Below are 12,935 nucleotides of genomic sequence, written 5' to 3'. Positions count from 1 at the left end.
TTTTGACCTGCGCGGCGGTTTTAGTTGCTGTTGCCCCATCGACCCACGCCACCGAAGGCCTCGGCGACGCCGAAGCCGGGAAAGAAGTGTTCGCCAAATGCAAAGGCTGCCATCAGGTTGGAGATGGAGCCAAAAACAAAATTGGGCCGCATTTGAATGGTGTCTTTGGGCGCAAGGCTGCTGGTCTGGATGGTTTCAATTACTCAAAAAGCCTAGAGCGTGCGGGTAACTCGGGTCTGGAATGGCACGCTGATACTCTGTCCGCCTACCTTGAAAACCCACGTGCATTTGCGTCGGGCACGAGGATGAGTTTTCCCGGTTTGAAAGACCCGGAAGACCGCGCCAACGTGATCGCCTATTTGCGGGCGTTTTCTGACAATCCTCAGGACATCCCGGAAGCGGACCCAACCGCGAAAGGCACGGATCATTCGATCGATCCCGCGATCCTGGCGATACAAGGAGATCCTGAGTACGGCGCATATCTCAGCAGCGAATGCACAACGTGTCACCAGATCGAAGGGGGCGATGAGGGCATTCCTTCGATTGTGTACTGGCCTGACGAAAACTTCGTGGTCGCCATGCACGCTTATAAAGACAAACAGCGGCCACATCCGGTCATGCAAATGATCGCTGGACGGCTGAGCAATGACGAGATCGCGGCATTGGCCGCCTACTTCAATAATCCAGAATGAAAGTGCCTAAGGGGAGGAAACGCGATGACACTCAATAGACGAGTATTTCTTGGAGCCGCCGGGGTAGTGGCCGCCGGGCTATCTGCTCCGATGGTGCTGGCTCAAGGCAATCCCCGTGTGGTGGTTGTTGGCGGCGGTGCAGGCGGTGCAACTGCCGCGCGGTACATTGCAAAGGACAGCAAAGGTGAGATTGACGTGACGCTGATCGAGCCGTCTCGGACTTACTACACCTGTTTCTTCTCAAACCTTTATTTGGGAGGTTTTCAGGAGCTATCGGACATCGCCCACAGCTATGGCACGCTTGCCGCGAATTACGGTATCAACGTCGTGCATGATTGGGCCACTGGGGTCGACCGCGACGCAAAGACGGTGTCCTTGGCAGGTGGCGGGTCAGTTCCTTATGACAAGCTGATCCTCAGCCCGGGTATCGACTTTGTTGATGGCGCGGTCGAGGGCTGGGACCTATCGTCCCAAAACAAGATGCCACATGCGTACAAGGCTGGTTCTCAGACTGAGCTTTTGAAAGCGCAGATCATGGCGATGCCCGAAGGAGGTACCTTCGCGATGGTCGCTCCTCCTAACCCGTACCGTTGCCCGCCCGGGCCGTATGAAAGGGTTTCGATGGTGGCGCACGTGCTGAAGGCAAACAACCCAACAGCAAAGATCATTGTAGCTGATCCGAAGCCGAAATTCTCGAAAATGGCATTGTTCCAAGAAGGCTGGGGAAACAACTATGAAGGAATGGTTGACTGGATCGGCGAAGATTTCGGCGGCGGCAATGTATCCGTGAATCCGGAAGCAATGACGGTGACTATCGACGGCGAAGAGACGAAGGTTGATGTCTGCAATGTGATCCCAGCGATGAAAGCTGGTCGAATTGCGGAAATGGCGGGAGTGACCGATGGCAACTGGGCACCAGTAAACGCTGCGGACATGTCTTCCAAAGCCGATCCGGATATCTACGTTCTTGGTGATGCCAGCCAGCAGGGCGACATGCCGAAATCCGGTTTTTCGGCAAACAGCCAGGCAAAGGTCTGTGCGAACGCAGTAAGAGGTGCGTTGACCGGGTCAAAAGTATTCCCGGCCAAGTTCTCGAACACATGCTGGTCGCTCATTGACACCGATGATGGTGTGAAAGTTGGCGCGACTTATGAGGCGACGCCTGAAAAGATCGCCAAAGTCGATGGCTTTATCAGCCAGACCGGTGAAGATGCCGACCTGAGGAAAGCAACTTACGAAGAGTCTCTTGGTTGGTACGCCGGTATCACGTCGGACATGTTTGGTTGAGGCAATCGGGGCTTTGACCAGTGTCAAAGACCCCGATGATCAATCTGAGAAAATGCGGTTTAGGAGGAGGACTAAAACCATGAAACACTTTATCGCCGCAGCCGCGTTTTCCACTGTTCTGGCGAGCCAAGGGCTTGCAGAAGAGATCATCACTATCCCCTTCGACGGCAGTTTTGATGATGCAACGTTCGCCGTGGAGTCCGCGATTGTGGGACAAGGGCTGGTCATCGACTATGTGAGCCATGTTGGGGAAATGCTGAATCGAACAGGCGCAGATGTTGGCAGCGACAAGCAGATATTTGCGGCCGCGGATATCTTTATTTTCTGCTCGGCAAAAATCTCGCGTGAAGTGATGGAAGCAGACCCGATGAATATTGGCTTTTGCCCTTACGGAATATTTGTGACCGAAGACGACGATGGCGTGATGGTTGGATACCGAAGCTATCCTGATGGACCAATGCAAAAGGTCCAGACTCTGTTGTCAGGCATCGTCGAAGAAGCCGTTGGGAACTGAAATGGACTATCAGCAGTTTTTTCGAAATCAACTCGGCCAGCTTCAGGAGGAAGGGAACTACCGGGTCTTTGCGGATCTCGAAAGGCAGCGTGGCGCGTTCCCGACAGCACGTAGCTACGCGGAAAATGGCCCCGAGAAAGTCACTGTGTGGTGCTCAAATGACTATCTGGGAATGGGTCAGCACCCCAGTGTTGTCGCAGCAATGCACAAGGTGATCGATGAGCTTGGTGCCGGGGCGGGAGGAACGCGGAATATCTCTGGAACCACCCACCAGCATGTTTTGCTGGAGCAAGAGCTTGCTGATTTGCATGGCAAGGACGCTGCGCTTCTGTTTACGTCCGGGTACGTCTCGAACTGGGCCGCGCTGGGAACATTGGCGTCTCGCATACCTGGCATCACAGTCTTGTCTGATGAGTTGAACCATGCCTCGATGATCGAGGGCATTCGCCACAGTCGGTGTCAGAAGCGTATCTGGAAACACAACGACGTGGCGGACCTTGAAAGGCACCTTGCTGAGCTGCCTGCCAACGCACCGAAGCTCATTGCATTCGAGAGCGTCTATTCCATGGATGGCGACATTGCACCAATTGCCGAGATCTGTGATCTGGCCGATCGCTACGGCGCGATGACCTATTTGGATGAGGTTCACGCCGTAGGGCTTTATGGACCGAGCGGAGGCGGCATAGCTGAGCGCGAAGGCCTGATGGATCGGTTAACCGTTATTGAGGGGACATTGGGCAAGGCGTTCGGCGTAGTCGGTGGATACATCGCGGCGTCGAAAGAGCTTGTCGATTTTGTCCGGTCGTTTGCCAGTGGGTTTATCTTCACCACTGCGTTGCCTCCCGCCGTGGCCGCAGGAGCTGCCGCGTCGGTTCGGCACCTGAAGCAAAGCAATTCGGAACGACATCTACACCAGCAGCGCGTGCGCGAGGTACGAGACAGGCTCGACGATCTGGGCATTCCGCATACACAGAACCCAAGTCACATTATTCCTGTGATGGTCGGCGATCCGGTCAAGTGTCGCTTCATCTCTGACGTACTGATGCGTGAATATGGAATTTACATCCAGCCGATCAACTATCCAACCGTCCCCAAGGGAACTGAACGTCTACGGATTACACCTTCTCCAGTGCATTCCACAGACGACGTGGATCGACTGGTATCTGCCTTGGGTGAGTTATGGACTCAATGCCAATTGGCGCGCAGGCCAATGGCTGCGCAGTGAAAATGACAACTTGACCGAGGACATGGAAGCGCAAGCAACGAAGTGAGAGTTTCTGTTGATGGAAAGGCTCATCGATTTGTTGGGAGACCCTGGCGCTTTGGCATTTGCCGGTGCGCTTGTCGGTATCTTGTTCGGCGTGACGGCCCAGAAGTCTCACTTTTGTTTGAGAGCGTCGACCATCGAAGTCGCCGAAGGCGAGCTTGGTCCACGCCTTGCGGTTTGGCTGATCGCCTTCACCGCTGCGCTCACCTTAGTACAGGCGTTTGTCGCGTTTGAGTGGTTAAACCTTTCTGAGACACGCGCGATTGCGTCGACGGGCAGCCTTAGCGGCGCAATAATTGGCGGGGCGATGTTCGGCGTTGGCATGGTTCTGGCGCGTGGGTGTGCATCTCGCCTGTTGGTATTGGCCTCCTGCGGTAACCTTCGCGCTCTGATTACAGGATTGGTATTAACCTTAGTGGCTCAGGCGGCCTACACGGGCGTTCTTAGTCCCGCCCGCGAATTGCTTTCCGGGATCTGGACTGTCTCAGGAGGCGCCTCGAGAGATATCTCGGAAATACTTGGATTTTCGACAGTGGCTTATACAGCCGTTGCAGCGTTGGGATTGGTGTCGGCAATTGCATTCGCATTCCACCGGAGAGTCGCGCTTAACAGGGTCGTTACAGCCGCAGGCGTTGGCGTGGCTGTGGCGCTTGGCTGGATGATGACCTTTGCGATCGCGCAAGCATCTTTTGACGTCGTGCCCGTGTCGTCAATCACATTTACCGGACCGGCCACGGATACACTAATGGCCTTGGTTGCCGAGAGGAACGTCGTGTTGTCCTTCGGTATCGGCCTCGTTCCAGGCGTAGCAATTGGTGCCGCAGGCTCGGCCCTAACTGCAGGAGAGTGGAAGATCGAACGGTTTGGCCCGGATACTCCGATGGAGCGCTACCTTGCTGGAGCTGTCCTCATGGGGTTTGGAGCGATGCTGGCCGGAGGTTGCGCCGTGGGAGCAGGGCTTTCCGGAGGGTCCACCCTGTCATTGACGGCGTGGCTTGCCGTTTTCTTCATGTGGGTTGGAGCGATCAGCACGCATAGGCTATTGAGGCGAATGCCTGTTCCACAAACGTCCTGAGCTATTCGAATTCCATCTGCTCAAATACGCGCCCGGCATTTTTTGTCGCCAGTTCCTCAAACGTGTCCAAATGGGCATATGGTGACTGATCGACATAGTAAGCCTCAGCCAGATCGCCGCCAGCATCCATATGCTCTTGGATCTTGCCGCGCAGATAGATCAGGTAGTCGCGTGTATAGCGGCGCACCTGATCCATGTTTGTCGGATGACCGTGGCCGGGGATAACAAATGTGGCTCCCAAAGCTTCGAACTCGTTGTCCCAAGTCTCAAGCCAATCCGCCGTATAGGTCTCTTGAAAAATAGGCAGCATGCGCTCGTGAAACGCCATGTCACCCGCGATAACAAGGCTTTGGTTCGGCAGCCAAATCGAGATATCTCCAGGACTATGGGCCGGCCCGAGATATTTGGCCTCAATCCGGAAATCACCCATTTCAACAACGTATTCATCCTCGAATGTCTCGGTTGGGCCAGCCATAAAGGTTCTTTCCGCCTTGTCCTGATTGTAACTTTGCATTCCTTCAAGGATCTGAGGGCCGTATTCCTCAAATTCAGCCGCAGCATCCGAATGGGCGATAATTGGAACGTCGAGCTCTGACCAGTAGGCGTTGCCAAGCATCGCATGCCCCTGACCATTCTCGTTGAAGACAAGCTTAACCGGCTGTTCCGTGATCGCCTGAATTTCCTGGTGCAGCGCTTCGGCAAGCACGTATGCCGCACCGCCGTTTATGACGACCACGCCCTCCCCGGTAACTATGAAGCTGAGGTTGTTGTTGTGACCAGAGTTTTCATAGGTCGGCGGTGCAGTTGCGCCAATGGCGGAATAGACGCCGGGTATGTATTCGACCGGTTTGGAATACAGAACACTTTGCGGGTATTGGTCTGCAATATCCTCGCTTGCCCAAGCTGGTGTGGCCAGGGCCAAGACAATCGCCAGCGATCGCATCATTATGGTTCTCCAATGAACTTATAAGCAGAGCCAGTCTTCTCGACCCTGCCGATCCCACCATTTGGCAGGTGGAACCCAATCATTTTCATTTGCTCGTGGGAAATCTGATCCAGCAGTGAGTTCCGAGCTGCTGCGGCCGCCTGTGGATCCTGATCCGTGCCGCTGTGCCAGTCGGGGCGTTCAAAAGCTACGTGTGGATTTCCCAACGCGTCGCCGACAATCATCACGGATTCACCACCGCTGCGAATTTCAAACGCCATGTGGCCGGGCGTGTGTCCAAAGCTTGCGCGTGCTGCAACACCGGGAAGAATCTCTTGTCCGTCGTCAAAAAACGCGACCTGATCCTCAATTGCCGCCATACGCCGCTTCGCGCCTACAGCGAACGCAGCGCGATCTTCTCCAATGGTATCCACCGTTGAGGGGTTCCACCAATAATCCCACTCATTGCGGCCAAAGTGATGCCTGGCGTTGGGGAAAAGAAGGTCATCGAAATCATCCAAAACGCCCCAGATGTGATCTGGGTGCGCATGGGTGAAGATCACGTGCGAGATGTCTTCGGGCGACAGGTTGATAGTTTCTAGAGATTCCAGAAGCTTGCCAGATGTTGGCATGAAATCTGGCCCAGCTCCCACATCGAACAGCACCGTGTTTTGACCCTCTCGATAAAGTGCCACATTGCACTCTGGCTCGTACTTGTTCGCGTCCACCTTGTAGCGGTCCAGAAGCTGCCTGAGTTCTTCCTTCGGCATGGCGCCGAAGACCATTTCCGGAGGCAATGACAGGTACCCGTCTGACATAGTTGCAATCCGAGCCGAAGAACCGAGTTGTAGCTCTGCCCAAGCGATTTTGGACTGAACACCAAGTGCCGCGATACATGCGGCGTTGTGTAAGAAAGTACGTCGAGAAAATGAATTTTTACCCATACACAATCAATAAAATGAATGTTTTAATTTGTAAATGACGAAAGATGGAGAAGGATGGAGTTTCGCCAAGCGATCTGCAGGCTGGGCGCTATGTAGAAGAGCTTTTGGTTTCAACCCAAATATGCCGAGTCACGGTTCCCGATCCCGGGCGTTTCCCGCATCAGTTAATCCATACTACTCTGTTGCCGAGACAGCTGATGAGATGATGAAAGAACTCTTTGAGGAAAAGCCGGGACTCGAACTGAGGTTTCGTCGTCGGCTGCTCTGGCGGCACCCTCTTTTCAAGCTTCAGATGCGCCTCGAGCGCCTCTTCCAGTAGTTCTCCCAAACAGATCCATTCTTCCATGCCTCGCTTGAAACGCGTGTTACTTTTAAGCAGTGCACTGTTTTGTGTAGCATGCGTGCAAGGAAACTGAGGGTGCCTAGCTGTAGGGCTTGTGAGTTTGGACGCTCAAGATGACGGTACTGTATAGGCGTTAGGGATCCCCGAAGCCTCAAGAAAATGCGCAATATCATCTTTCTATGTTCAGGCTGTTCGGATGGAAAACTAGGGAAATGGGTTCGTTTGTGAATCTCGCAAAATGACTTTTTTTCTCCCTTGGGAGTTCACGAGCGAGATTGAATCGCGAATTGTTTCGGGCAATCGGCGCGAAATTCTTTGGTCTGCTACACGCAAAATTTCTCAATGATTTTGAGAGGCGATGTGAACGCGTTCGCGGCATGCTTGTAGTATCAGGGAAGATCTTCGGATAGCTACTTACAGCCCGAAGAGGACCTTCACTACTAAGCTTTGTATACTCCGAGATGCGGAGAAAGCTGACTATCGTCATTTGGGGTTGGCTAGCACAAATAAGGTTTCAATTGCTTGAGCGCCTCTGCCATTAGAAATTTTAAAGCAGTTGCTCCAACGTGCGAGAGCTTTATGCTGGAACCATGGCCAAACATACCCTGCTAATTCTCAATAGGAAGTCCGCAGCAAGACCCGATCTGCGTTCTGCTGTCCGCCCATTGGAAAAAGAGCTTGGCATTAGGGTATGTATTCCTTGGTCAGGAAAAGACTTGAGGAAGACCCTTCGAGAAGCCGTAGGCGATGGGGTAACCCGAATAATCGCTGGCGGTGGTGACGGCACTTTGAACTCGGTCGCGAATGCTGTTTTGAAGTTGAAGACAAAGTCGCCTGTCTCGCTAGGTCTTGTTCCCTTGGGAACAGCGAACGATTTCGCTCGGTCGTATGGTGATAAGGGGTTGGACTTGGCAACATCGGTTCGAGTTGCTGCATCGGGAAACGCGCGGCCTATCGATGTAGGATACATAAACGGCAGTCCGTTTGTGAATGTTGCAAGCGGCGGATTTGGAGCGATGATCACTGCAACGACACCCAAGGAAATGAAGAAAAGACTGGGGGGACTCGCGTACACTCTGTTTGGGCTTGCTCGTTTATCTGATGCAAAATCTGTTCCCGCAACAATCTCAATTGATGATGAAGACCCGTACGACGTTTCCATTTCCGCTATCGCGATTGCGAACAGCCGCTATGCAGGTGGCGGTTTTGACGTGGCGCCTGAAGCGGAAGTGTCCGACGGGTTGCTCGATTTAAGCGTGCTTTCCGCAGAGCGTTTAATGCCAGAAAATCTGCCCTTTGGCAGACTGCCGGATATCTCGGATCCCAAGGATGGCGTTGTACAGCGCTCTCGTCTGAGATCTATGGTTTTGAAAACCTCCCAACCGTTTCATATGAATTTGGACGGCGAGCCGTTGATCGATCAACGCTTTGAGGTTTCAATTAAACCAAATGCGCTGAACTTCGTTTTCCCAAGCGGTAAGTAGCTCGGGTTTCTCTTTAAACTCAAACTTCGCACGCTGTTTCGAAATATGTGCGGGGCTGCTTCATACATTCGGTGATATAGTTAGTTAAAAAGCCGCCATCCAGTCGGCGAACGTCTCTCGCTTAGCTGTTTACGGCGTCAGTGTTGTTTATTTTCCCATCACCGGACATCAGTATCGCGATTGGCTGGGTAGATGGGATATTCGATAGTACAATCATTATGCACACGGTGATCGGGACGCTCATCAACGCTCCGGCAATCCCCCAGATCGCAGTCCAAAACGTGAGCGCCAAAATGACCATGAATGGCGACAAATTCAGGCTTTTCCCAAGTAGCATTGGCTCCAGGATATTTCCGACAGAGAATTGAACAGCGCCACAACCAATTAGAACAACAAGAAAGGGCACGACTTCTTCAAACTGTACCAGTGCGACAATTGAAGGAAGCGCGACGCCGACGATAGAGCCGACTGTTGGGATAAAATTCAACAAAAACGCAAGAACCGCCCAGGTTTCAGAGAAGTCTAAGCCGACGGATGCCATCACTGCATAACTGCCCAAGCCAGTCAGTGCACTCACCAGCGTTTTGATACCAACATATCTTTGAATGCTGTCCGACGTGCTCTCAAGAACGCGACGAACTTTTTCAGCGGCTTCCCTGTCTTTGATTGCGAGCTTGATTTTGGCGCGCATTGGAACACGTTCAACCAACATGAATGGCACATAAAGCAGCACCAAGAAAAAAGCGCTTAGGAATGCCCCAGCAGAGCCGATCACTCCTGTCGCGAGCCCAGCCAGGTTGATCTGCTCCAAGGCTTTGATCGCGGCTGCATAGTTGTCTTGCCCAACCAGTGACACCAGCTTTGCGACTATGCTGGAAAACCGTTCCTCATAGCGCGGAAACGCTTCCGAAACCTCGCCGGCTTGACTGGATAGTATCGACAACACAAGCGAGAGGCCGATTAACACAATTGAAATTGCGGCCAAATGCGCAAGCCACTTCGGGACGGTGCTGCCAAATATCTTGACTCTGCCAATTCGATCCGCAGTCGCGGTAAGAAGAACAAACAGGAGAGCCGCAAAAGACAGGGGAACCAGCACAGAGGAGGCGAGGACTAGCGACGCTACGGTCAAGAACACAAGGACGACCAACTGATACCAGAACGTGAGTCCCAAGAAACCTGATGAAGGATCTTGATGATGCATACCCTTTTTCATTTGTAGGCTCCCTACAGGACTGAGCGTTGTCCGACCGCTTTCTGCATTGATAGTGTATTAGCTCGCCTTGATCGTAACTTGGCAAGTGGCTTGGGTACTTCTCTCCAGCGCGAATAGCTGAGGTTTTCAGATGATGGTCCTCACTTCTTTGCCTTGAACTGGCCGTTGATAAGAAACCTTAGGCTGTAAGACTATCAGAAATAGTCTTGTTTCAGCCTCCTTTTGAGATTGGATGTCGGATGGATCGCTTTTGGCTCGGTTCTGTCATCTGAGCGCTTTTTCCGGGTGACCTAAAAGCGACTGAAACTAGGCTCTCAATCCAGTCAGTACCTCGGCAGCGTCTGTATTTACGTCCCGCTGACGGCTTGTGCAGGAATCCGGCTGACAGCCACGAACTCGCGCAGCAGCTTTCCGCCGTCGACATCGCCCGCCGGTCCTACAACGACGCCGGCATTCTCGCGGTTTCACCTGAGATGGCGCAGCTTGGCTTCGAATTTACGACCGTCGCTGACGGCGTGTACAACCTTGTAGACAATGGCGGCTTCTATTTTTCCGTTTTCTAAGCGCTTGGAGTGGATGGACCGGACAAGGGCGAATTCGTGCAAAATAAGTTGCTCGTGCTTTGAGATATTCATTGGGAAGTCTCGATTTCACGAAAGCACAACAGAAAGGATACTTAAGCATAGCGCGTGACTGTGCTCGTCAATGTTGGGTTTTTGAGTTTTGGCCGCCAGGAACGGGCATTAAGCCCGGGTCTCTTTCATAAAATCTCCATTGTATTAGGCGCTCTGCCTCATACGTTTGGCGCACGTAGGCCTTAAAGCGAGACCGGTCAAAATCTTTAAGATTTGAATGCCTCATTTTGAACGGCCGTGCGCACCGCCGATCGCACGCGCCAGTACCCAATCAATACCTCGTAAAAAGTCATCGATTGTTAACGGGTTGTTTTTGCTGCTTGACGCAGAGAGGACAAAACCATGTGTGTAGTCGATAAGAAGATGCAAAAGCACATCGTTTTCGTCACCATCGTCAATTTCCCGCGTACATTCCCGCAGCTTATCTGTGACGTCCAAGAGATCTTTGCTGATGAGCGTGACGTCTTCCAGAACTGCGCGCAGTAGGTTGGCATTCGGCAAGGCCCGAAGATAGTAGGCACTTAGTATGCTACGCGCTTTTGCGCTGGCTCCTTCTTCAAAGGTGGCCTGAAGCGTGTTCGCAAAGGCCAGTTCAACCAAGTCAGCCAGCAGCTTTCGCTTGCTGCCAGAATGGTAAGTTACCGCCATCGGCGTGACCTTTAGCTTATTCGCAAGCAACCGAAACGAAAGCGCATCGGCTCCCTGCTTTTGAACAATTGGCAAGGCTGTTTGCATGATAAGCTGTTTCGACAGACGTTCCTTGGACTTTTTGGGTCGCCCGACAGTTGGTGCTTTGGTCATACGCTTTTCACTTCGTAAACCAGATCGACCATACCCGATGGAAAGGGTGTGGCAGAGATCAGTTCAAGATCAATATCGCCATCCGTTTCACCGAAAATGCGAATGCCATCACCTAGTAGAATAGGAACCAAAGTAATCTTCATGTCTTGTATAAATCCGGCCTGAAGGAACGACCGAATGATCGCACCGCCATCGACATATGCGCGGTTGTAACCGCGCTCGCGAAAGATTCCCCATAACTCTTCGGGGCTGGCAGTGGAGAAATCAATTTTGTCGTGTAGATTTTCAGGTACGTCCTGTTTCGTCATTGAGCGGCTGAGTACCACGACGGGTTTCTCATATGGCCATTCACCAAATCCAAGGACTGTTCGCAGTGATCCGGTCCCCATGACAATAGCATCTACGCTGTTCATAAACTCGATGAGCCCGTGGTCTTCATTTTCAGCGTGCTGTTTATTTAGCCAATCGAGCGAATGGTCTTTTCTTGCAACGAAACCGTCGAGGCTCATGGCCATCATGATGTGCCCGCTTGGCATGGTGTTCTCTTTCCCTTTAAATTATACATAGTATAAATATTTAAACAAATACCTGCAACTTGATCAGTCAAGACGCGCCGCTCTAACGAAGAAAGGGGACATTTGCCTATTCAGTAACCCAAGTGAATTGGGTTCGGCGGGGAAATCCCGACGTTCCAAGAGTGACCGTTTTGCGCAAAAAGCCGCTTTAGTGCGCGATCTGTCATTGCTCGCGCAGCATTTGTACGCGGTCGCATCACGGCCATCGCCTGCATCAAAGCGAGTGTCAGCGGGGCGACCTTGAGAACGTCGAATTAACCCGGGTTCGAAGCTCTCTCTAGCCGCGATCAGACTTTGAGGCCCGGTGAAGACCTTAACTCAAAATGGTTAGCGACTGATCTGAGCCATTGTATCCTGCACCGCATAGTATCTTTGTGCGTTGGGAGGATGCGTCCCTAGAAAACGATCACCGGGATCAGGAACGCGCGCAAAGTAAAGCGCACCATTGAGTGGATCATAGCCAGCTTTGTAGACTATCACCGTGCCTAGTCGATCAGCTTCCAATTCAAAGTTTTTTGAATAGCTGCGACTGCCCACAAAGGCTCCGAGATCTTGTGCTGCGGCAATGTCATTCGGCCCAGTCCCCGCAATTGTTGCCAGACCTGCCAAAAGTACCGCTCCAGCCGCTGCATTTTGGGCCTGTTGGGCCAAATGCCCTTGAATGTGGTGAGCGGCTTCATGCGCCATAACAAATGCAAGCTCATCGGCATTGTTCACATCTCGTGTCAACGCTTGGGTCATTGTTATGACAGGGCGTCCTGACTTACTTAAGCTCTGATACGCGTTTGAGGGCGCATTTTTGTTTGGATCAATTCGGATCAAAAAATCGCAATTCACGCCCCTAGTTTGGCGGCGACACTCGTTTTCAGCAACGGGCTCAATTCGAGAGGCAACCTGCCGAAATCTAGCTTGTGCCTGTTTTGAATTGACCTGGGCACTCGTGCGACCGGGATTTGGGATGGGTGCCGATGGCGGAGGCGCGGTTGAAACGCATCCCGCCAACAAAAATGCAAGCAATACCGAGGCAATCCGCTTCATACCTAAGCCTTCCTACCTTTTGGGAGATCCTAAATTGAGCTCTCAGGCGTCGATAAACCAACACCGATACCCGAATCTTAGGGCCTGCAAAAATTGATATTCAATAACAGAGGAGGTTTGCTGTAGCAGCACCCGATTC

Annotated in this window: 14 protein-coding genes; 7 read left to right on the top strand and 7 right to left on the bottom strand. The window is 52.4% G+C overall.

Going from position 1 to position 12,935, the window contains the following annotated elements; translation table 11 throughout:
- Positions 1-2: 2 nt before the first annotated feature.
- The 5 genes from ACR0J4_RS16080 to ACR0J4_RS16060 all read left to right on the top strand — a co-directional run bounded on the left by ACR0J4_RS16080 (position 3) and on the right by ACR0J4_RS16060 (position 4,835).
- Positions 3-692, top strand: a complete 690-nt coding sequence (locus ACR0J4_RS16080) for a c-type cytochrome (protein ID WP_480668737.1) — start codon at positions 3-5, stop codon at positions 690-692.
- A 24-nt stretch (positions 693-716) separates the two neighbouring features.
- Positions 717-1,979: an NAD(P)/FAD-dependent oxidoreductase gene (locus ACR0J4_RS16075; RefSeq protein WP_170643565.1), complete on the top strand. Its 1,263-nt coding sequence runs from the start codon at positions 717-719 to the stop codon at positions 1,977-1,979.
- 79 nt (positions 1,980-2,058) lie between these two features.
- Positions 2,059-2,493: a DUF302 domain-containing protein gene (locus ACR0J4_RS16070; protein ID WP_170643628.1), complete on the top strand. Its 435-nt coding sequence runs from the start codon at positions 2,059-2,061 to the stop codon at positions 2,491-2,493.
- Between the two features lies 1 nt (position 2,494).
- The gene (gene hemA, locus ACR0J4_RS16065) at positions 2,495-3,718 is read left to right on the top strand and encodes a 5-aminolevulinate synthase (protein ID WP_170643566.1); all 1,224 of its coding nucleotides are present in this window, start codon (positions 2,495-2,497) and stop codon (positions 3,716-3,718) included.
- A gap of 58 nt (positions 3,719-3,776) precedes the next feature.
- On the top strand, positions 3,777-4,835 hold the full coding sequence (locus tag ACR0J4_RS16060; protein WP_480668736.1) for a YeeE/YedE family protein: 1,059 nt from the start codon (positions 3,777-3,779) through the stop codon (positions 4,833-4,835).
- Position 4,836: 1 nt separating this feature from the next.
- Here ACR0J4_RS16060 and ACR0J4_RS16055 read toward each other — a convergent pair whose 3' ends face one another.
- The 3 genes from ACR0J4_RS16055 to ACR0J4_RS16045 form a co-directional block, all read right to left on the bottom strand.
- Positions 4,837-5,778, bottom strand: coding sequence for an MBL fold metallo-hydrolase (locus ACR0J4_RS16055; RefSeq protein WP_170551060.1), 942 nt, complete (start codon positions 5,776-5,778; stop codon positions 4,837-4,839).
- Between the two features lie 2 nt (positions 5,779-5,780).
- Positions 5,781-6,704, bottom strand: coding sequence for an MBL fold metallo-hydrolase (locus ACR0J4_RS16050; protein ID WP_170643568.1), 924 nt, complete (start codon positions 6,702-6,704; stop codon positions 5,781-5,783).
- Positions 6,705-6,864: 160 nt separating this feature from the next.
- Positions 6,865-7,050, bottom strand: a complete 186-nt coding sequence (locus tag ACR0J4_RS16045) for a hypothetical protein (RefSeq protein ID WP_170643569.1) — start codon at positions 7,048-7,050, stop codon at positions 6,865-6,867.
- Between the two features lie 587 nt (positions 7,051-7,637).
- Between ACR0J4_RS16045 and ACR0J4_RS16040 the strand changes: the two genes are divergently transcribed.
- The gene (locus ACR0J4_RS16040; protein WP_170643570.1) at positions 7,638-8,531 is read left to right on the top strand and encodes a YegS/Rv2252/BmrU family lipid kinase; all 894 of its coding nucleotides are present in this window, start codon (positions 7,638-7,640) and stop codon (positions 8,529-8,531) included.
- 121 nt (positions 8,532-8,652) lie between these two features.
- Here the strand turns inward: ACR0J4_RS16040 and ACR0J4_RS16035 are convergent, their stop codons facing one another.
- Positions 8,653-9,747, bottom strand: a complete 1,095-nt coding sequence (locus tag ACR0J4_RS16035; RefSeq protein WP_170641642.1) for an AI-2E family transporter — start codon at positions 9,745-9,747, stop codon at positions 8,653-8,655.
- Between the two features lie 365 nt (positions 9,748-10,112).
- On the opposite strand from ACR0J4_RS16035, the gene ACR0J4_RS16030 reads away from it, so the two are divergent.
- Positions 10,113-10,310, top strand: coding sequence for a hypothetical protein (locus ACR0J4_RS16030; RefSeq protein ID WP_170643571.1), 198 nt, complete (start codon positions 10,113-10,115; stop codon positions 10,308-10,310).
- 294 nt (positions 10,311-10,604) lie between these two features.
- Here ACR0J4_RS16030 and ACR0J4_RS16025 read toward each other — a convergent pair whose 3' ends face one another.
- The 3 genes from ACR0J4_RS16025 to ACR0J4_RS16015 all read right to left on the bottom strand — a co-directional run bounded on the left by ACR0J4_RS16025 (position 10,605) and on the right by ACR0J4_RS16015 (position 12,796).
- Positions 10,605-11,183: a TetR/AcrR family transcriptional regulator gene (locus ACR0J4_RS16025; RefSeq protein WP_170550168.1), complete on the bottom strand. Its 579-nt coding sequence runs from the start codon at positions 11,181-11,183 to the stop codon at positions 10,605-10,607.
- Positions 11,180-11,719 carry a dihydrofolate reductase family protein gene (locus tag ACR0J4_RS16020; RefSeq protein WP_170643572.1) on the bottom strand — a complete coding sequence of 180 codons (540 nt, stop codon included), beginning with the start codon at positions 11,717-11,719 and terminating at the stop codon, positions 11,180-11,182. The genes ACR0J4_RS16025 and ACR0J4_RS16020 overlap by 4 nt, the downstream gene beginning before the upstream one ends.
- A 366-nt stretch (positions 11,720-12,085) precedes the next feature.
- Positions 12,086-12,796 (bottom strand): M48 family metalloprotease, encoded by a 711-nt coding sequence (locus tag ACR0J4_RS16015; protein ID WP_170643573.1) that lies wholly within the window; start codon positions 12,794-12,796, stop codon positions 12,086-12,088.
- Positions 12,797-12,935 lie beyond the last annotated feature (139 nt).

The organism is Ruegeria sp. B10 (assembly GCF_056539825.1).
This window is presented reverse-complemented; position numbering and strand designations above follow the sequence as displayed.